The 19504-nt window shown below is 67.9% G+C and carries 19 protein-coding genes; 10 read left to right on the top strand and 9 right to left on the bottom strand.

The features are described 5' to 3' along the window. Positions 1 to 64: 64 nt before the first annotated feature. From AU192_RS20815 to AU192_RS20790, 6 genes are all read left to right on the top strand, one after another. Positions 65 to 1672 (top strand): SMP-30/gluconolactonase/LRE family protein, encoded by a 1608-nt coding sequence (locus AU192_RS20815; protein ID WP_064399423.1) that lies wholly within the window; start codon positions 65 to 67, stop codon positions 1670 to 1672. After that, the gene (locus AU192_RS20810) at positions 1669 to 2406 is read left to right on the top strand and encodes a GntR family transcriptional regulator (protein WP_064399422.1); all 738 of its coding nucleotides are present in this window, start codon (positions 1669 to 1671) and stop codon (positions 2404 to 2406) included. Before AU192_RS20815 ends, AU192_RS20810 begins: the two co-directional genes overlap by 4 nt. An 8-nt stretch (positions 2407 to 2414) precedes the next feature. Continuing rightward, positions 2415 to 3959, top strand: a complete 1545-nt coding sequence (locus AU192_RS20805; protein ID WP_064399421.1) for an AMP-binding protein — start codon at positions 2415 to 2417, stop codon at positions 3957 to 3959. A 21-nt stretch (positions 3960 to 3980) separates the two neighbouring features. Next, a complete protein-coding gene (locus AU192_RS20800) occupies positions 3981 to 4760 on the top strand; it encodes an SDR family NAD(P)-dependent oxidoreductase (RefSeq protein WP_064399420.1) in 780 nt (259 codons plus the stop codon). After that, positions 4757 to 6229 carry an acyl-CoA synthetase gene (locus AU192_RS20795; RefSeq protein WP_064399596.1) on the top strand — a complete coding sequence of 491 codons (1473 nt, stop codon included), beginning with the start codon at positions 4757 to 4759 and terminating at the stop codon, positions 6227 to 6229. Before AU192_RS20800 ends, AU192_RS20795 begins: the two co-directional genes overlap by 4 nt. An 88-nt stretch (positions 6230 to 6317) precedes the next feature. Further along, complete coding sequence (locus tag AU192_RS20790; protein WP_064399419.1) at positions 6318 to 6605, top strand: hypothetical protein; 288 nt, start codon at positions 6318 to 6320, stop codon at positions 6603 to 6605. 15 nt (positions 6606 to 6620) lie between these two features. Here AU192_RS20790 and AU192_RS20785 read toward each other — a convergent pair whose 3' ends face one another. From AU192_RS20785 to AU192_RS20760, 6 genes are all read right to left on the bottom strand, one after another. Next, on the bottom strand, positions 6621 to 7070 hold the full coding sequence (locus AU192_RS20785; RefSeq protein ID WP_064399418.1) for a type II toxin-antitoxin system Rv0910 family toxin: 450 nt from the start codon (positions 7068 to 7070) through the stop codon (positions 6621 to 6623). Positions 7071 to 7073: 3 nt separating this feature from the next. After that, a complete protein-coding gene (locus AU192_RS20780; protein ID WP_064399417.1) occupies positions 7074 to 7325 on the bottom strand; it encodes an antitoxin in 252 nt (83 codons plus the stop codon). A gap of 10 nt (positions 7326 to 7335) precedes the next feature. Then, the gene (locus AU192_RS20775) at positions 7336 to 9759 is read right to left on the bottom strand and encodes a cation-translocating P-type ATPase (RefSeq protein WP_064399416.1); all 2424 of its coding nucleotides are present in this window, start codon (positions 9757 to 9759) and stop codon (positions 7336 to 7338) included. Then, a complete protein-coding gene (locus tag AU192_RS20770; protein ID WP_064399415.1) occupies positions 9756 to 11357 on the bottom strand; it encodes a serine hydrolase in 1602 nt (533 codons plus the stop codon). Before AU192_RS20770 ends, AU192_RS20775 begins: the two co-directional genes overlap by 4 nt. 84 nt (positions 11358 to 11441) lie before the next feature. Further along, positions 11442 to 12560 carry an MBL fold metallo-hydrolase gene (locus tag AU192_RS20765; RefSeq protein WP_064399414.1) on the bottom strand — a complete coding sequence of 373 codons (1119 nt, stop codon included), beginning with the start codon at positions 12558 to 12560 and terminating at the stop codon, positions 11442 to 11444. Continuing rightward, positions 12560 to 13294 carry an enoyl-CoA hydratase gene (locus AU192_RS20760; protein ID WP_064399413.1) on the bottom strand — a complete coding sequence of 245 codons (735 nt, stop codon included), beginning with the start codon at positions 13292 to 13294 and terminating at the stop codon, positions 12560 to 12562. Before AU192_RS20760 ends, AU192_RS20765 begins: the two co-directional genes overlap by 1 nt. Positions 13295 to 13331: 37 nt before the next feature. Here AU192_RS20760 and AU192_RS20755 point away from each other — a divergent pair, with 37 nt between their 5' ends. Further along, the gene (locus AU192_RS20755; RefSeq protein ID WP_064399412.1) at positions 13332 to 14801 is read left to right on the top strand and encodes an acetyl-coenzyme A carboxylase carboxyl transferase subunits beta/alpha; all 1470 of its coding nucleotides are present in this window, start codon (positions 13332 to 13334) and stop codon (positions 14799 to 14801) included. Positions 14802 to 14838: 37 nt separating this feature from the next. Continuing rightward, the gene (locus tag AU192_RS20750) at positions 14839 to 15531 is read left to right on the top strand and encodes a hypothetical protein (protein ID WP_064399595.1); all 693 of its coding nucleotides are present in this window, start codon (positions 14839 to 14841) and stop codon (positions 15529 to 15531) included. A gap of 14 nt (positions 15532 to 15545) precedes the next feature. On the opposite strand, the gene AU192_RS20745 is transcribed toward AU192_RS20750, so the two are convergent. The 3 genes from AU192_RS20745 to AU192_RS20735 all read right to left on the bottom strand — a co-directional run bounded on the left by AU192_RS20745 (position 15546) and on the right by AU192_RS20735 (position 16831). Beyond that, positions 15546 to 15791, bottom strand: coding sequence for a hypothetical protein (locus AU192_RS20745; RefSeq protein ID WP_064399411.1), 246 nt, complete (start codon positions 15789 to 15791; stop codon positions 15546 to 15548). Between the two features lie 121 nt (positions 15792 to 15912). After that, positions 15913 to 16359, bottom strand: coding sequence for a hypothetical protein (locus tag AU192_RS20740; RefSeq protein WP_064399410.1), 447 nt, complete (start codon positions 16357 to 16359; stop codon positions 15913 to 15915). Positions 16360 to 16435: 76 nt separating this feature from the next. Next, complete coding sequence (locus AU192_RS20735; protein ID WP_082695093.1) at positions 16436 to 16831, bottom strand: hypothetical protein; 396 nt, start codon at positions 16829 to 16831, stop codon at positions 16436 to 16438. 53 nt (positions 16832 to 16884) lie between these two features. On the opposite strand from AU192_RS20735, the gene AU192_RS20730 reads away from it, so the two are divergent. After that, positions 16885 to 17988 carry an epoxide hydrolase family protein gene (locus tag AU192_RS20730; RefSeq protein WP_064399408.1) on the top strand — a complete coding sequence of 368 codons (1104 nt, stop codon included), beginning with the start codon at positions 16885 to 16887 and terminating at the stop codon, positions 17986 to 17988. Continuing rightward, on the top strand, positions 17989 to 19371 hold the full coding sequence (locus tag AU192_RS20725; RefSeq protein WP_064399407.1) for an NAD(P)-binding protein: 1383 nt from the start codon (positions 17989 to 17991) through the stop codon (positions 19369 to 19371). Positions 19372 to 19504 lie beyond the last annotated feature (133 nt).

Below are 19504 nucleotides of genomic sequence, written 5' to 3'. Positions count from 1 at the left end.
GGGCGAAACAACTTCTTTCGCGGCCTATTGTCTGGACTAAGCAGCCTTGCTAACGTGCCAGGTCATGACACAATCGGCGACGGGGTCCCTGCAGCAGTCTCGCTATCCGGGCGGAGATCCGACAGCCGCGGCCGGGTGGCGCGTCGAGCGGATCACCGCCCCCAGCCGGCTGTTCGGTGCCAACGGTCTGCGCACCGGCCCGGACGGCCGCGTTTACGTCGCCCAGGTGACGGGCAGCCAGATCAGCGCGCTGGATCTGGGCACGGGGAACCTCGAGACGGTCAGCGCCAAGGGCGGCGACATCATCGCCCCCGACGACGTCGCCTTCGACAGCGACGGCAACTTGTTCGCGACCGAGGTGATGGACGGACGGGTCAGCGTGCGTCACGCCGCGGGCCGCACGCGCGTGCTGCGCGACGACCTGCCGTCCGCCAACGGCATCACCGTGCATCAGGATCGCTTGTTCATCAACGAGTGTCGCGACGGCGGACGGCTGATGGAACTCGACCGCGGCACGGGCGCCGAGCGGATTCTGTTGGAGGGCCTACCTTCACCGAACGCCATGGAGGTCGGCCCCGACGGTTTCCTGTACTACCCGTTGATGACGGCCAATGAGATCTGGCGAATCGACCCCACTGGCGGTGAGCCGCAACGAGTGGCCGGCGACCTCGGTGTGCCCGACGCGGTGAAGTTCGACCCGCAGGGCAATCTCGTCTCGACGCAGGTGGCCAGCGGCCAGGTGCTGCGCATCGATCCGCGAAGCGGCGAGAAAACCCTTCTGGCGCAGCTCAGCCCGGGATTGGACAACCTGACCTTCGTCGGCGATCGCCTGTTCGTCTCGAACTTCACCGGTGAGATCACCGAGATCGTCGGCGTGGGCGAGACCCGCACGCTGCTCGGCGGCGGGCTGAACTGGCCGCTGGATCTGGCGGTGGGCGAGGACGGCCTCCTCTACGTCGCTGACGGCACCTACTTCTACACCGTCGGTGATGGCGGGTCGCTGCAGACCGTCGGGATGCTGTTCTCCCCCGGCTACCCTGGCTTCCTCCGCGGGCTGGCACCGGTGGGGGGTAATGCGTTCGTGGTGGCCACCTCGGGTGGCCAGATCGCTCGGTACCGTCCCGCCGACGGCGAAACCCATTATCTGGCAGACGGTTTCGACCAGCTCTACGGTGTCGCCGTCGGGCCGGGTGAGCGGATCGTGTTCACCGAGCTCGGCACGGGGCGGGTGCATGCGTTGGCGTCGGGCAGCGCCGAGGTGCTGGCGTCGGATCTGCGGGATCCGGTTGGCGTCGCATTCGACGACGACGGTCGGCCGCTGGTCGCGGAGTCCGGGGCGGGACGGGTGATCGCGGTCGGCGATACGACCGAAACCGTGGTCGACGATCTGTCGCGCCCGCAAGGCATCGCGGTCGTCGACGGGGTGCTCTACATCGTCGACGCGGGCGCCAAGGAGGTGATCGCGGTGAACCTGAACACCAACGCGCGCACCACGATCGCTTCGGATCTGCCGGTGGGGCCGCCGCGAGGTGTGGAGCCCAAGCCGCTCAAAGGGATGCCGCCGTTCTCCGGACCACAGGGGCCGTTCGCCGGTATCACCGTCGGCCGTGACGGCACCTTGTACGTGTCGGCCGACGGCGAGGGCAGCGTACTGGCGCTGCGGCGGACATGACCGTCAGCCCCACCGACCATCGCTACCTGCAGGTGGCGCGCACTCTGCGTAAGGAGATCGTCGACGGGATCTACCCCGTCGGCTCACAGCTGCCGACCGAACAACAACTGTGCGAACGCTTCGCGGTCAGCCGCTACACCGTCCGTGAGGCGCTGCGCCGGCTGCGGGAGGACAACCTGATCGCGTCGCGGCCACGGGCAGGCACCCTCGTGGTCCCTCGTCCCGCGTCCAATTCATATGCGCAAGATGTTGTTTCGATCGACGACCTGCTGGCGTTCGCGGCCGGCGCCCAGCTCACGATCGAGTCGAATGCGATGGTCACCGTCGACGATGAGCTGGCCGACCGCACCGGGCTGGAGGCAGGCACGCAGTGGCTGGCTGTCCGCGGCTGCCGGCAGAACGAGGGCAGCGACACACCCGTCTGCACCACCGAGTACTACATCAACCGCGCGTTCGCGGCGGTCGGACGCCTGTTGCAACGTCATTCGGGACCGATCTTCCCGCTGATCGAGGACCTGTTCGGGGTCAGTATCGTCGAGGTGCATCAGGAGATGGCGGCCATCACCGTGTCGCCGGACCTCGCCATGGCGCTCAAGGTCGATGCGGGCAGCGCGGCTCTGGAGATGCGCCGCGCCTACACCACGTCCGACGGCGAGATCGCGCAGGTGACCATCAACACCCATCCGTCGTCGCGCTACCGGCACTCGATGACGATGCGTCGGATCAAGGGTTAGGCCGGGCGGTGCGTGTCGACGAGAAGCGCAGCGCCGATGCCTACCGGCGTGGCCTGTGGGTGCACGACACGCTGGCCGACGCGCTGCGCGACGCGGCGACTTCGAATCCCGACCGAATAGTGTTGGTGGACGGCGATATCCGGCTCACCTGTCGCGAGCTGTATGACCGCGCCGTGGCCCTGGCGCACGCGTTGATGTCGCGCATGCCCGCGGGCAGTGTGGTGTCGTTCATGCTGCCGAACTGGCACGAGGCCGCGGTCATCTACCACGGCGCGACGCTGGCGGGCATGGTGGTCAACCCGATCCTGCCGTCGCTGCGCGATCACGAGTTGACGTTCATCCTGCACGACGCCGACGTCCGTGCGGTCTTCGTGCCGTCGGCGTTCAACAAACACGATTACGTGGCGATGCTGGACCGGGTCACCGGCGCGATGTCCGCCCCACCCGAAGTCGTCGTCGTGCGGGGAGACGCCGGCGACCACACGCCGTTCGAATCGCTCGTCAGCGGCGCGGGCACGGGTGTCCTGCCGGTGCTGAACGCCGACACGGTGCGCATGATCCTCTACACCTCGGGGACCACCGGCCGGCCGAAAGGCGTCCTGCACACCCACAATTCGATTCACGCGTTGATCCGTCAGATCGGCGAGCACTGGCGCGTGGTGGCCGGCGACACGTTCCTCGTGCCGTCCCCGATCGCGCACATCGGCGGGTCGATCTATGCGTTCGAGTGTCCCCTGCTGCTGGGCAGCACCGCGGTGCTGATGCAGCGCTGGGATCCGGATGCGGCGGTGACGTTGATGCTCGACGAGCGGGTCACGCACATGGCGGGGGCCACGCCGTTCCTCGACGGGTTGCTCGCCGCCGCCGAGCGGGCCGGAACACGACTGCCCGAGCTGAAGGTGTTCATCTGCGGTGGCGCGTCGGTCCCGCCGTCGCTGATCCGCAGCGCCACCGCCTATTTCGCCAAGGCCGCGGTGTCCCGCGTGTACGGTTCGACCGAGGTCCCGGTGACCACGGTCGGCTCACTCGACGACACCGAGCACGCCGCCGACACCGACGGCAGGCCGGGGATCGCCGACATCGAATTGATAGACGGCGAGATCCGCGCTCGCGGGCCGCAGATGCTCGTGGGCTACCTGCATCCCGAAGACGAGACCGACGCATTCGACGGCGACGGCTACTTTCGAACCGGCGACCTCGGTCGGTGGGTCGACGACGGCTTCCTCGTCGTCACCGGCCGCGCCAAGGACATCATCATCCGCAACGGAGAGAACATCTCACCCAAGGAGATCGAGGACATTCTCATCGGCCATCCGGGCGTCGCGGAGATCGCCGTCGTCGGCATACCCGACGAGCGGACCGGCGAGCGGGCGTGCGCCGTCGTCGTCGCGACCGATCACCCGGCCCCCGACGTGGCGGGTATGCGCGTGCTGCTGGAGGAGCACGGCGTGGCCCGCTTCAAAGCGCCCGAGCAGGTGGTGGTGTGGGAGGCGTTGCCCAAGAACGACGCCGGAAAAGTGTTGAAACATCGGATACGAGCGGCGCTGACATGACCGCGGACGCGAGGAGCAAGAATGGTTCAGGTAGCGATCGTGACCGGGGCGAGCAGCGGCATCGGCTTCGGTTGCGCGACCAAACTCGCCGAGGCGGGCATGGCGGTGCTCGGCACCGGCCGCGACGACACCCGGCTCGCCGGGCTGGAGAAGTCGATCGGTGACACCGACCGCGTCGCGACGGTCGCCGTCGACCTCACCGCCGACGAGGCGCCGCAGACGATCGTGCAGACCGCGCTGGACCGTTGGGGCCGGATCGACTTCCTGGTCAACAATGCCGGTGTCGGAAGCCCCAAGCCGTTGCACGAAACCGACGACGAATCCCTGGACTACTTCCTGGGATTGATGCTCCGGGCACCGTTCCGGTTGGCCCGCGACGTGATCGAACACATGGAGTCCGGCTCCGGGATCGTCAACGTGACATCCACGTTCGCCGTCGTCGGCGGCCTCCGCGGTGGTGCGTACTCAGCGGCCAAGGGCGGCTTGACCTCGCTGACCCAGCACATCGCGTGCCAGTACGGTCCGCAGGGAATCCGATGTAACGCAGTGGCTCCCGGGGTCACGCTGACGCCGATGGTGGCGACGCGCCTCGAAGACGAGCGGTTCCGCAAGATCAACACCGAGATGACCCCGTACCCGCGCCTAGGCGAGGTGAACGACATCGCCAGCACGGTGGCGTTCCTGTGTTCGGAGGGTGCGAGCTTCATCAACGGTCAGACGATCGTCGTCGACGGCGGCTGGAGTTCGACCAAGTATCTGTCGGACTTCGCGCTGAGCTCCGAGTGGGTGGCCCGGCAGTGAACCTGTTCGCTCTGCTCGATCAGGCCGCCAGCCGCTTCGGCGACCGAGGTGCGGTGTATCACGGTGAGCGCCAACAGCAAACGTGGGCGCAGCTGCGGGAGAGGTCCCTGCGGTTGGCCGCCTCACTCGGACCGCCCGGCAAGCGGATCGCCGTCGCCGGCGAGAATTGTCCGGAGATCATCGAGTTGATGTTCGGGGTGTGGGCGGCCGAATGTGTGTACGTGCCGATCAACTACAAGCTGCACCCGCGGGAGATGGTGCAGATCCTCGAGGACTCCGGCGCCGCACAGGTCTTCGCCTCACCGAAGATCGCGTCAGCGCTCACACCGGAAACGGACGTTCCGATCACGGTCGTTGGCACCGACGGCTACGAAACCTGGTTCAGCGCAGCGCCTTCGGAACGGCCGACCACTGATCCCGAGACGCTGGCCTGGCTGTTCTACACCAGCGGAACGACCGGCAAGTCCAAGGGCGCGATGCTGTCGCACCGCAACCTGATGGCGATGACGGTGTCGCACCTGGCCGACTTCGACTCCCCTGACGAGAACTGCACCCTGGTGCACGGTGCGCCGATGTCACACGGCTCGGGGCTCTACATTCCGCCGTATGTGCTGCGCGCGGCGCGCCAGGTGATCCCCGAGTCGGGGGCGTTCGAGCCGAACGAGTTCCTCGACCTGTGCGAGCACCATCCCGGTTGCAGCGCTTTCCTCGCCCCCACCATGGTCCAGCGTCTGGTGCAAACCGGCCGATCCTGCCCGGACAACCTGCGGACCATCGTCTACGGCGGCGGCCCGATGTACGTCGAGAGCTTGAAGAAGGCGATGGCCGCGTTCGGCCCGGTCTTCGTGCAGCTGTACGGCCAGGGGGAGGCGCCGATGACCATCACCGGGCTGCGCCGAGCCGATCACGTCGGCGCCGACGATGCGGTTCTCGGATCAGTCGGCTACGCCCGGTCCGGAGTGGACGTCGCGGTGCTGCGGGCCGACGGAACATCCGCGGATGTCGGCGAGATCGGCGAGATCGTGTGCCGTGGCGACGTCGTCATGTCGGGCTACTGGCAGAACCCGCAGGCGACCGCCGCGACGCTGCAGAACGGCTGGCTGCACACCGGCGACATGGGTTCGTTCGACGACCGCGGCCTGCTCACGTTGCGCGACCGGTCCAAGGACGTCGTGATCAGCGGCGGCAGCAACATCTACCCCCGCGAGGTCGAAGAAGTGCTGCTCGAACATCCGGGTGTCGTCGAGGCCGGCGTGGTCGGTGCGCCGGACGAGGAGTGGGGCGAGGTGGTGGTGGCGTTCATCGTCGGGTCGGCGTCGGCCGACGAGTTGGATGCGCATCTGCTCGACCGCATCGCCCGGTTCAAGCGCCCGAAACGCTACGAGTTCATCGACGAACTGCCGAAGAACAGCTACGGCAAGGTGCTCAAGCGGGAGCTGCGCGACCGAGTGCGATCAGTGCCGCAGTGACGCATGTGTCTGGTGTCACAGATGATCTTGGTTTGGTGCTGAGCCCGCAGGGGTATCAGGCGGGCTGCTCCACCAAAGGATGACGACGATGACCAACCACATGCCGACCGCCGGCGGGTCGCCGGCCTCCGACGGGCTGGCCACGCTGGCGCTGTTTCTGCATGCGGCAGCGTTGTTCGCCTCGACGGCCTGCCTCGTCGCGTTCCTCATCGGGCACTCGACCGTCGCCCTGACCGCCGGAGTTCTCGCGGTTCTTCACCTCGTCGGCGCCAGGGCCACCCTGTTCCTCGACAGCAGCCTCGAGAAGCGTCGGCTCGGCCGGGAGGCACCGGCCCGGCCGTTCGGCGAGTACGCCCTCGCCGGCGGCTCACTCTGACGCGTCAACACCCGCCTACTGGGCCGGCGCGAACACCGACTTGAACCGGTTCAGTGACTCCTGGATGTCGCCCTTGAGCGCTCCGGCGACCACCATGCCGATGGGACCGAACAGCGCGGGACCGCCGAGGTGCACGTCGAACGTGACCGTCGATCCGGCGGGGTCCTTCTCGGCCGAGCGCACCTTGCCGATCAGCTTGACCTTGACGCCGCCCTTGCCGTCGCCGTTGAGCGTCATCGACTCCGGCGGACGGTAGTGCACGATGGTCCACTTGATCCGGTTCGGCATGCCCTTGACCTCGACGATCGAGTCCAGCGTCGTGCCCTTCTCCAGCGTTTCGGGCAACTTGGAGCGCCACACCCGGTGGATGCTCAGCCACTCCTTGTAGCGGGCGAGGTCGGATGCGCACGACCAGGCCTGCTCCGGCGGCAGGGGTACGTCGACGGATACGGAGAGTTTGGCCATGTGTCAGCTCTGCTGGGGCGGAGCCGCGGGGGGCTGCTGCTGCGGCGGGGCCTGGGGCGGCTGCTGCGGTGCGCCCTGCGCCGAAGGGTTGTCCTTGTTGACGTAGTTGCGCGCCGCGTCCTGGACCTTGTCGACGTGCTGAGCGTATTTGCCCTGCGTCTTGCGGTCGACGATGTCACCGGCCTTGTCGATCGCGGTGTCCACCTTGTCGGCGTTGCGGGCCAGCAGATTCTTCACCTTGTCGAGAAATGCCATGCGTCCAAGGCTACTCGGACCGCCACAGCCGTCGCCGCTCTCCCAGCACCGCCCCCTGCACCCACCAGATCACCTCGATGGCAGCGGCGGCGAGCACGCCGACGGCCAACGCGATCGACGTCGTCTTGACGTTGGAGATGTCGAGCATGAACAGCTCCTGCGCCAGCGGTATCGAGAAGATCAGTACATAGGCCAGGCCCGAGACGACCACCAACGCGACCCGCCACCACTCGTACGGCCGCGCCACTACCGCCAGCACCCAGATGGCCCCGACCAGCAGGGTGATCAGCGCCGCGGTCGACGCCTGCGTCTGCTCGACGGCCGTGGCCTCGCGACCCTGGTATGCGGCCAGATAGGAGATGAACGTCGCCACACCGATGACCAGACCCGACGGCAGGGCTGCCGTCATCACCCGCCGTACGAACCCCGGATGGGCGCGCTCCTTGTTGGGGGCCAGCGACAGGATGAACGCGGGGATGCCGATTGTGAACCACGCCGCGATCGTGACGTGGATCGGTTGGAACGGGAACAGCAACGGGTCGGTGCCGAAGAACTTCGACGCCAGACCGGCCAGGCCGACGAACGTCGCCAACAGCACCGAGTACACGGTCTTGGTCAGGAATAGGTTCGAGACCCGTTCGATGTTGCCGATCACCCGGCGACCCTCGCCGACGACATAGGGCAGCGTCGCGAACTTGTTGTCCAACAACACGATCTGAGCCACCGCGCGCGACGCCGAGCTTCCCGACCCCATCGCGACGCCGATGTCGGCGTCCTTGAGCGCGAGGACGTCGTTGACTCCGTCGCCGGTCATCGCGACCGTGTGCCCACGGGATTGCAGGGCGTGCACCATCGCGCGCTTCTGGTCGGGGCGGACCCGACCGAAGGTGGTGTGCGACTCGAGCGCGTCGGCCAGCTCGTCGGTGGCCTCCGGCAGGTTCCTGGCGTCCATGCATTCGCCGTGCAGGCCCAGCGATCCCGCGACCGCGCCGACGGAGACCGCGTTGTCCCCGGAGATGACCTTGATCGAGACCTTCTGGGAGGCAAAGTAATCGAGGGTGTCGTGCGCGTCGGGCCGCACGCGCTGCTCGAGCACCACCAGCGCGGCCGGGGTCACGCAGCCGGGGGCGTCGGGGTGGTCGACGGGCAGGTCGCTGGCCCCGAGCAACAGCACCCGCAGGCCGGAGGAGCCGATCCGTTCGGCCTGTTCGGCGATCGGCGAGCCCGGTGCGCACAGCACGTCGGGGGCGCCGATCACCCAGTTTCCGTGCTGCCCGTAGGACGCTCCGCTCCATTTGGTGGCCGACTTGAACGGCGCGGTGGCCGTCGCTGTCCAGCCGGGCGGCATCTTGTACGCCTCGGCGATGGCCTGCATGCTCGCGTTCGGGCGGGCGTCGTCGGCGGCGAGCTGCGCGAGGATGTTTCCGACGTTCCCCAGCTCGCGCGTGGGCCCAGCCTCGTCGAGCTGCTCGAGACCCGAGACGCGCATACCGTTCTCGGTCAACGTGCCGGTCTTGTCGGCGCAGACGACGTCGACGCGCGCCAGGCCTTCGATCGCGGGCAATTCGTTGACCAGACACTGCCTGCGGCCCAGCCGAATCACGCCGACGGCAAATGCGATCGACGTCATCAGGACCAGGCCCTCGGGGACCATCGGTACCAGCGCGCCGACCATCGCCAGCACCGACCGCTTCCAACCGGACTCGGTGGTGAACAGCTGGGTGTAGATGGTCAGCAGCCCGGCGGGAATCAACAGGTACGTGATGAACTGCAGGATCTTGTTGATGCCGCTGCGCAGTTCGGAGTTCACCAGCGTGAACTTGCTGGCCTCCTCTGCGAGCTTGGCCGCGTACGCCTCCCTGCCGACCTTGGTGGCGCGGTAGGCGCCGGTGCCTGCGACGACGAAGCTGCCCGACATCACCCGGTCGCCCGCGTCTTTCGCGATCGGGTCGGCTTCCCCGGTGAGCAGGGATTCGTCGACCTCGAGGTTGGTCTCCTCGAGCACCTCGCCGTCGACCACGATCTGGTCGCCGGGCCCGAGTTCGATGATGTCGTCGAGGACGATGTCGCTGGGGCTGAGCTGTTGGGCAGCCGATCCGGCGCCGGTCTGCCTGCGCACCAACGGTTTCGTCTGTCCGACGATCGCGAGCTTGTCCAGCGTCCGCTTGGCCCGCAGCTCCTGGATGATGCCGATGCCGCTGTTGGCGATGATGAGTAACCCGAAGGCGCCGTTGATGATCGAGCCGGTGGACAGCACGATGATCAGCAGCACCCCGAGGATCGCGTTGATGCGGGTGAACACGTTGGCCCGCACGATGTCGGACACGCTGCGCGCCGCCCGGGTCGGGACGTCGTTGGTCTTGCCTTCGGCGATGCGTTGCGCGACCTCGGCTTCGGTCAGCCCGGTGGCCTGTAGCTCGGGTGCGGCGGTCACTTGACGAACGTGCCCTTCTTGAACGTGTCGAAATACTCCAGCGTGAGCTTGTCACGGTCGACCCCATCGAACACCGCGGTGGAAACCGTTCCCGGCGGCGCGTTTTCGGTGATGAAGGAGAACGTGAAGGTGTTACCGTCCCAGTGCTTGAGCGGCACGTCGAGCTTCGAGCCCAGCGCCAACCGCAGCTCGCCGTCGCGTTCGGTGATCCGGGCAGTCCCCCAGTAATCGTTGCGGTAGGTGCCGACGTACGACGCGAGCGGCGCAGGAGGTACAGGATTGGCCGGCGGCTGCTTGCCGACCAGGGACCCGACCGGCTTCTCCATGTCGGCGAACGCCGCACTGTAGAGGCCGTACCAGTCCTCGCGCACCTCGCCGAACTGCACGAGGTCGGCGAACTGCGCGGTCAGTGCCTCCGGCACACCCGAAGGGGTGGCGTTGGTGAGTGCGACGATCGCGACGTCGGCCGACGGCAGGATCAGGAAGGTCGTTCCGGTGCCCAGTTCGAAGGCGCCCGAGTGGCTCAGCTCCATGCGCGCCGCCGAGGTCGAGCTGACGTTGAAGCCGAACCCGTAGAAGCCCGACCGGGCCGCGGGCTCGCTCGCCGGGCTCGACACGATCTGCGGTGTGAGGGCGGGCAGCAGGGCCTTCGGGGCGATGACCTGTTTGCCGTCATGGTTTCCGTTGGCGAGCACCATGGCCAGCCATCGGGTCATGTCGTTGACCGACGAACTCGCCCCGCCCGCCGGTGCTTCCGGGTCGGCGTCACGAACGAACGCCGGTTCGTAGCGCCCGTCCATGTGGATATGGCCGGCCGCGCGGTTGGCTCGCGCGCGATAGTCGGTGAACCGGTAGCTGGTCTGCCCCATACCCAGTGGACGGAACAGCACCTCGTCGGCCAACACCTCCCACGGTTTGCCCGCGCCGACCGCGACCGCCTCGGCGCCAGCCGTGTACCCGAAGTTCGTGTAGGCGTACGAGATCCGAAACGGGTCCAGCGGAAGCTGGCGCAAGCGCTCTAGCACCTGCCTGCGGTCGTACCCGAGGTCTTCGAGCATGTCGCCCGCGTGGTCGGGCAGTCCGGAACGGTGCGACATCATGTCCCCGACGGTGACCATCGAGGTGACCACCGGGTTGGACAGCGCGAACCAGGGCAGCTCGGACACGATCGGGGTGTCCCAGCTGACGGCGCCGACACCGACCTGGTGGGCGACCACGGTCGCCGCCAGGGACTTGGACACCGAGGCGAGTTGGAACACCGTGTCGGGGTCGACGCGGTTCTCCTCCTCCTCGGGTTTGGTCGCGTCCTTGACGCCGAACCCCTTGGCGTACACGGTTTTTCCGCCCTTGACGACGGCGACCGCCATACCGGGGATCCCCGACTTGCGCATCAGGTCCTCGGCCATGCCGTCGAGTTCGGCCACCGCGTTGTCGACCGCGTTCTCCGGCAGGGGCATCGCGGGCACCAGTGGCGGCGGGACGTCGGCCTGCGCGGCCTGCGCGCCCGGCGGGGACGGCGGGGCGGGTTCGGGGCGGTCGGCGCCGCAGCCCGCAACGAGCAGCAACCCGACGACAGCCACCCTGGCCAGTGCTTTCATGAGCTGAACGGTAACCCGACGAGCGCACTGTTGGGGTGCTCGAACCGCGAGTGCGTCGGCAAAAATCTGCGCTGGGAGGCGGGGTTAGAACCGCCACCACGGGTCGAGCGACGGAGTCGCGTCCAGCCGTACCCGTTGCCCCGGCTTGGGCACCGCTAGCTGCACCTTCTCCGCGTCGGCGGCCCGCAGCAGCCGCTCGACCGGTTCCGCCCACGGGTGTGGCGCGAGCCGGAAGGTGGCCCAGTGGATCGGTACCAGCAGCCCGCGGTCGGCTTCGGCGACGTCGAGGTGCGCCTTGACCGCCTCTTCGGGGTTCATGTGGATGTCCGGCCACGCCGGGTGGTAGGCGCCGACGGGCAGCAGCGTCAGGTCGAACGGCCCGTGGTCCATGCCGATCTGGGCGAAGCTCTTGGTGTATCCGGTGTCACCGCCGAAGAACACCCGGTGCTGCGGGCCCATGATCACCCACGACGCCCACAGCGTGGTGTTACGGGTGAACGCGCGACCGGAGAAGTGCCGCGCCGGCGTGCACACCAGGGTGAGTTCGCCGATCGTGTGGCTCTCGTTCCAGTCGAGTTCGACGATCCGGCTCTCCGGTATCCCCCATTTGCGCAGGTGCGCGCCGATGCCGAGCGGGACGACGAACGGCGCCCGCTGCGTGTGGACGAGGCCGACGATCGTGTCCATGTCGAGGTGGTCGTAGTGGTCGTGGCTGACGATGATCGCGTCGACGGCGGCCAGCGCCTCGAGCGGAGCGGGCACCTCGTGCATCCGCTCCGGGCCGACCGTTTGGGACGGTGAGCACCGGCGGCTCCACACCGGGTCGGCCAGCACGCGGTAGCCGTCGAGTTCGATGAGCGCCGACGAGTGGCCGAACCAGCACGCCGACACCTGCGTCGAGTCGGGCTCGGTGGGTGATGGTGTGACGACCGGAATCGAGCCGTCCGGTCGGGTGACGCCGCGCGAGCCGACCAATTCGCGCACCAGCAGTCGCTGCTGTTCGGCGTCGATGCTCATCATCGACGCCGGCTCGAGGTTGACGAACACCCCGTCGCGGTAGTTCGGGGAGCGTCGCGCGACGCGTTCGATCTCCGTGGGTGAAGCGCCCAGTGCCGCGGGTGCACCCTGCAATGCGCGCACAAGCCAACCGCCGGCCAGCAGTGAGGCCGTGCCGAAGCCGAGGCGCAGCGCCGACCGGATCATCAAGCCCCCTTGAACCTCGGGGGTCGCTTCTCGATGCGGGCCACCTGCGCCTCGATGATGTCCTGGCTCGCCCACGCCCGATCGAACAGATCCTTGTGCGCCGGCCACGGGTCCTCGTAGGCGCCGTCGTCGTTGAGCACCCGCTTGGCGTGCTGCAGGGCCAGCGGCGCGAATCCCGCGATCTCCTGCGCCCAAGCCTGCGCGTCTTGCAGCGTGCCGATGCGGTTGGCCATCCCGGTCTGCAGTGCGACGTCGGCGGTGAGCCGTTCGGCGGCCATCAGCATGCCGCGCGCCCTGCCCGCCCCGACCAGCGTCGTCAACCGCCGGATGCTCCAGTTGTCCAGCGCTATCCCGTATTTCGCGACAGGGAACTGGAAGTACGCCTCGGGAGCGACGACGCGCAGGTCGCAGATCATGGACAGGATGACCCCGGCGCCGATCGCGGGTCCGTTGATGGCGCCGATGACCGGCACTGGCGCCGCGTCGATGGCCAGGTTGAGCGCCCGCGCCTTGTCGGGCAGTTCGTCGGCGACCCCCTGGCCGCCGGACAGATCCGCGCCGGAGCTGAAGACGTGACCCTGGCCGGTCAGCACGATCGCGCGGACGTCCTCAGCGCCGGCCTTCTCGATCGCTTCGCGCAGCCCGTCGACGAGTTCGGCGTTGAGCGCGTTACGGCGCTCGGCGCGCTGCATCTCCAGGGTCATCACGTGGCCGTCGCGGGTCACACCAATCATGGGAGCGAGCCTATATAAAGCGCTCTAGCCTGTTGCTGTGAGCCGGATCGGTGCCCTCGAGGTGCGCGATGCCGTGCTGGACCCCGGGTCGTTTCGCAGTTGGGACGGCCCACCGCCGGATGTCGGGGCCGACGGCGACTATCGGCGGGCGCTGACCGCCGCGGCCGCCAAGACGGGCTTGGACGAGTCGGTGGTAACCGGCGAGGGGACGGTCTTCGGCCGTCGCGTCGCCGTGGTGCTGTGCGAGTTCGACTTCCTGGCCGGCTCGATCGGGGTGGCCGCGGCCGAGCGGATCACCGCCGCGGTGCAGCGGGCGACGGTGCAACGGCTGCCGCTGCTGGCCTCGCCCAGTTCGGGTGGCACCCGCATGCAGGAGGGCACGGTCGCGTTCCTGCAGATGGTCAAGATCGCCGCGGCCGTCGAACTGCACAAACGCGCGCATCTTCCGTATCTGGTGTACCTGCGACATCCCACGACCGGCGGGGTGTTCGCGTCGTGGGGATCGCTGGGTCATGTGACCGGCGCCGAGCCCGGCGCGCTGGTCGGCTTCCTCGGGCCACGGGTGTACGAACACCTCTACGGTGAGCCGTTTCCCGAGGGCATTCAGACCGCCGAGAACCTGCACCGCCACGGCGTCATCGACGGCGTGGTTCCGCTCGAGGCGCTGCGCACCACGCTGAACCGGACGCTGACGGTGGTCACCGATCCGCCGGGCTCGCCGCCGTCCGCACCCGAACTCGGGCCGTTGCCCGACGTGCCGGCGTGGGAGTCGGTGGAGGCCTCGCGGCGCCCGGACCGGCCCGGTGTGGGATATCTGCTGCGGCACGGGACGACCGAGCGGGTGCTGTTGTCGGGCACCGGACAGGGCGAGGCGGCGACGACGCTGCTGGCGCTGGCGCGGTTCGGCGGGCAGCCGGCGGTGGTGCTCGGGCAACAACGTGTGGTCGGCGGGATGGTCGGGCCCGCGGCGTTGCGTGAGGCGCGTCGGGGCATGGCGCTGGCCGAGGGTCTGCAACTGCCGCTGGTGCTCGTGATCGACACGGCCGGGCCCGCATTGACCGTCGAGGCCGAGCAAGGCGGGCTGGCCGGCGAGATCGCGCGCTGCCTGGCCGAACTGGTCACCCTGGATACGCCGACGGTGTCGGTGCTGTTGGGTCAGGGCAGCGGCGGACCGGCGCTGGCGATGGTGCCGGCCGACCGGGTGTTGGCGGCGCTGCACGGCTGGCTGGCGCCGCTCCCGCCGGAGGGAGCCAGTGCGATCGTGTTCCGGGATCTCGACCATGCCCCGGAACTGGCTGCGGCCCAAGGTATTCGGTCGGCAGACCTGCTGCGCAACGGCATCGTCGACGTGATCGTCCCCGAAAACCCCGATGCCGCCGACGAACCCGTGCAGTTCACGCAGCGGCTGTCGGCCGTCGTCGCCAACGAACTGCACTCGCTGCGCTCGGTTCCCGGCGAGGAACGGCTGCGGGCGCGGCTTCAGCGCTACCGGAGCATCGGCCTGTGACACCGCACGGCCACCATCCGATGGCATGCTGGGTTGGATGGAAGCCCTGCTCCATTTCGCCGGAAACTTCTGGTGGCTGATCTTTCCCTTCGGGGGCGTGATCGCGGGCGGTGTGCGCGCGGTCGCGGCCGCCAACGAACGTCGTGCGCAACGCCGACTCGAGCGTTATCGGATCAAGCAGGAGACCAAGGTGGCGCTCGCCGAGGCCTCGGGCCGGGCACGTAGCCATGAAGCGGCGAACCGGCGCGAGATGGCCAAGGTGATCCAGCGTCACGCCGACACCGACGCCCGCTGGATCGAGTACGAGATCGACGTGGCGAAGCTGCTGGACTTTCCGCTGATGACCGATATGAGCGCGCCGTTGACGATCGCGTTTCACAAGGCCAGGAGTCGCGCGGATCTGCTGCGCCCGGAATCGGTCGACGACATCATCGCCGACCGTGCCACACAGATCGACTACCGCGACGCGGTGCACGAGTATGTGGCGGCGTTCGACATCGCCGAGGCTGACGCGATTCGCAGGCGCCGCAGCGACTTCTCGACCGAAGACCAGGCTCGCATCGAACGGGCTCAGCATTTGCTTCGGCTCGCATCCGACGACGCGGCGACCTCCGACGAGCGGAAAGCGGCCTACGCCCGGGCGCAGAAAGAACTCGACGGACTCATCGTGTTGCCCGCGACGACGCGGGCGAGCATCGAACGCAAGATCGTCGGAGAGATCGAGGCCTGACCCAGCTTCGCCAATCAGCCGCCCAGCTCGGAAACCGCGGTGTCGAGTTGTGCTGCCTGCTCTTCGATTTCGCGGTCGGACGGCGCCTCACCGATGCGCTGCACCAGGTCGTCGCGGGACGCCACCTCAAGGGCGCCGCGGTAGTCGGCCGAGGCGAGCCGGCCCGCACCGATCACCTCCACCCGGCCTTCGACGACGACCAGGATGGCATTCCTCTCTTCGGACCGCAGCAGTGTGCGTACATCCTCGGTCGAGATCATGATTGGTTCCGTCCCATCTGTTGTTGCAGCCGGTCGATCATCTCGGAGGCCTGCGGATTCTCCTGCGGCGCGCGGCCGGCGTCCTCACTCATGGCCTAGCTATGCCCGTTGATCAACCGGTCTATGCGAGCGCCAGCGCGGTGAGCATCGCGATGCAGGTGACGAGGTCAAGCGGCAACCGCAGCCAACTTCGCCGGGTCCAGCGCACCGCCGCGGCCTCGTCGACCTCCGCAGGATCGCCCCTCTCGAACGCCACCGCCTTCGGTATGAAGTCGACCAGCGACCACACCCGCATCACCGCATGGCTGGCCAGCGCCACCAGCAACGCGGTACGCACGTCGGCGTAGGACCAGGCGGCGACGAGCGCGACGACGAGCAGCACCTCGAATGCGGTGTGCGCCGGGATCCAGAACCGGCGGCGCGAGAGACCGCCGTTGTGCGCCTGAATGATGCCGGGCCGCTTGGGCCAGGCGGGGTCGACGACGACGGTCTCGTAGAGGCCGCCTCCGAAGACGACACAGGCCAGCAGCGTGGCGGCGGCAATCGAAATGAGCGTCGGGGTCCACATCACCGCCGATTATTACGGGTTGTCGAGATAGCGCTGCACCGTCGGTCCCACCGCCGCGACGGCCTGGCGCGCAGGCTCAGCGGTCTGGTCTACCGCTGAACTCCACCGCCGTGGCCCGGCTGTGCACGTACAGCACTGCCGCGGCGATGCCGGCCTCGACCATGGCGACCACTGTGGCCAGGGCCATCACCGTCGACGGGGCGTTCGTGCTCACTGCGCCGTGGTGATGGCCGGGCCCAGGCAGATGCAGCGCGATCATCGCCAGGTTCATCAGCGCGACGGCTAACCACGTGCGCTGGCGCCCGTCGCGCCACAGGTCGCGCGCGCAGTACAGGCATGCGGCGACCATCGCGGCCAAGACCGCGGCGGTGAACGGACGTTCCGCGTGGCCGAGCATGGCCGCGTGTAACAGGGCCGATCCCGCCGCGAGCACAGCGCACGCCCGTCGCCCCGCCGTTCCGATCGTCGTCACGAAGATACCGACTCCTGCGGTCGCAGGAATTCATCCCGTGACAGGATCCGGACATGGCAGCCATCCGCCCGTTCCGCATCGCGATCCCCGACGACGACCTCGCCGACCTGCAGTCAAGGTTGCACCAGACCCGGTGGCCCGAGGCCGAATGCGTCGACGACTGGAGCCAGGGCATCCCGCTGGCCTACACCCGCGAGCTGGCCTCGTACTGGGCCGAGCAATACGACTGGCGGGCACGCGAGGCGGCGTTGAACCGGTTCGACCACTACACCACCGAGATTGACGGGCTCGATATCCATTTCATCCATCAGCGCTCGTCGCAGGCCGATGCGTTTCCGTTGCTGATCACCCACGGCTGGCCGGGGTCGATCGTGGAGTTCCACAAGGTGATCGAACCGCTCACCGAGCGCGGCTTCGACGTGGTCTGCCCGTCGCTGCCGGGTTACGGCTTCTCCGGAAAGCCCACCGCAACGGGCTGGGGCATCGAGAAGATCGCCTCGGCCTGGGACACGCTGATGGGCGAGCTGGGCTATGACCGGTTCGGCGCGCAGGGCGGCGACTGGGGCGCGGCGGTCACGACGCAGATCGGCCGCAACGGTGGCCGGTGCGCTGCTATCCACCTGAACATGCCGCTCGGGTTTCCACCCGGCAAGCTCGAGAACCCGACCGCGGAGGAGAAGCGCGCGCTGGAGCGTGGCGCGTACTACCAAAAGTGGGATTCGGGCTATTCCAAACAGCAGTCCACCCGACCGCAGACGTTGGGCTACGGGCTCGTCGACTCCCCGGTCGGGCAGCTCGCGTGGATCGTGGAGAAGTTTTGGTCGTGGATGGACTGCGACGGCCATCCGGAGAACGTGCTGACCAAAGACGAACTCCTCGACAACGTGATGCTGTACTGGCTCACCGCGTCAGGGGCGTCGTCGGCCAGGCTCTACTGGGAGAGCTTCAACGCTTTCGGCGGCTTCGACCGAGTAGAACTCCCGACCGGCGTCGCGTCCTTCCCCAAGGAGATCCTGCAGGCCCCGCGCGACTGGTGCGAGAACGGATACAACATCACCCATTGGACGACAATGCCGCGCGGTGGCCACTTCGCGGCGTTCGAGCAACCCGAGCTGTACGTCGACGACGTCGCGACGTTTTTCGCTAGCGTGCGATAGATGGCCAGGACGTTGGAGGCCGACTACTTGGTCGTGGGGGCGGGCGCGATGGGCCTCGCGTTCACCGACACGTTGGTCCACGAGTCCGATGCGACGGTCGTGGTGGTCGACCGCAACGATCAGCCGGGCGGGCACTGGACGACGGCGTACCCGTTCGTGCGGCTGCACCAGCCGTCGGCCTACTACGGGGTGAACTCGCGCGGGCTGGGCAGCGACACCGTCGACCAATTCGGGCTCAACGCAGGCTATTACGAGTTGGCCAGCGGCGCCGAGGTGTGCGCGTACTTCGACGCGGTGATGACCCAGCACCTGCTGCCGACCGGTCGGGTGACGTATCTTCCGATGAGCGAGTATCTCGGCGACGGGAGGGTGCGCACATTCGGTGGCGAGGACATCGAGGTGAGGGCGCGGCGGGTGGTGACCACGCGGGTCGAGGTCGTCGTGCCGTCGATGCGGCGCCCGTCCTATGACATCGCAGACGGTGTCCATGTCGTGCCGCCCAACAGCCTGCCGCGGCTGCCGGACCCGCGTGACCGCTATGTCGTTGTGGGAGCGGGGAAGACGGCGATGGACTCGTGCCTTTGGCTGTTGCGGCACGGGATCGCGCCGGAGCGGCTGACGTGGATCAAGCCTCGCGAGTCGTGGGTGCTGGACCGGGCGGCCATCCAGCCGGGTCGGCAGTTCGCGAAGCACACGATCGGGGATTTCGCCAACCAGCTGGCCGCGGTGCGGGAGGCGGAGTCGCTGCCGGATTTGTTCGAGCGGCTAGAGGACAAGGGCTGCCTGCAACGCATCGACCGCTCCGTCGAGCCGACGATGTACCGGTGCGCGATCCTGTCGCAGGCTGAGCTGTCCGAGCTGCGCCGCGTCACCGACGTCGTGCGGATGGGCCACGTCCGGGCGATCGAGCCCGACCGGATCGTGCTCGATGACGGTGTCCGCGAGGTGGACGGCTCGGTGCTGTATATCGACTGCAGCGCAGACGGTTTGGGTAAGGAGCCGGTGACGACGATCTTCGACGGCGACCACATCGCGCTCCAGACCGTGCGCACGTGCCAGCCGGCGTTCAGTGCGGCCGTCATCGCGCACGTCGAGACCGCGTACCCCGACGACGATGCCCGCAATCGGCTCTGCCGGCCGGTCCCCTACCCGCACGTGCCGGTCGACTGGCTGCGGATGATGTTGATCTTCAACGAAAACCAACTGCAGTGGTTCGCTGACCCGGACATGATGGCGTGGGTCGACGCGGCGCGGCTCAACGCGTTGCATCATGTGACCGCGAACGTCAGCGAGCGGGCACGCGACCGGATCATCTCGATGCTCACCTCCGAACTTCCGGCAGTCAACGAGAAGTTGGAAGCGCTGCTGGCTTCAGCCGGCTAGTTGTCGCCCCGCCCCCGCTCCCACGCCGAATCTGAGCTTTTGCTCGATATTTCGCAGGCGGTTTCAAGCGATCGATGCAATAGCGGGTGGTTTGGACGGGTTCGACAGTAGTTCGTCGAGGGCTTCTGCCGGG

The organism is Mycobacterium lehmannii (assembly GCF_001499925.1).
GTDB lineage: Bacteria > Actinomycetota > Actinomycetes > Mycobacteriales > Mycobacteriaceae > Mycobacterium > Mycobacterium lehmannii.
This window is presented reverse-complemented; position numbering and strand designations above follow the sequence as displayed.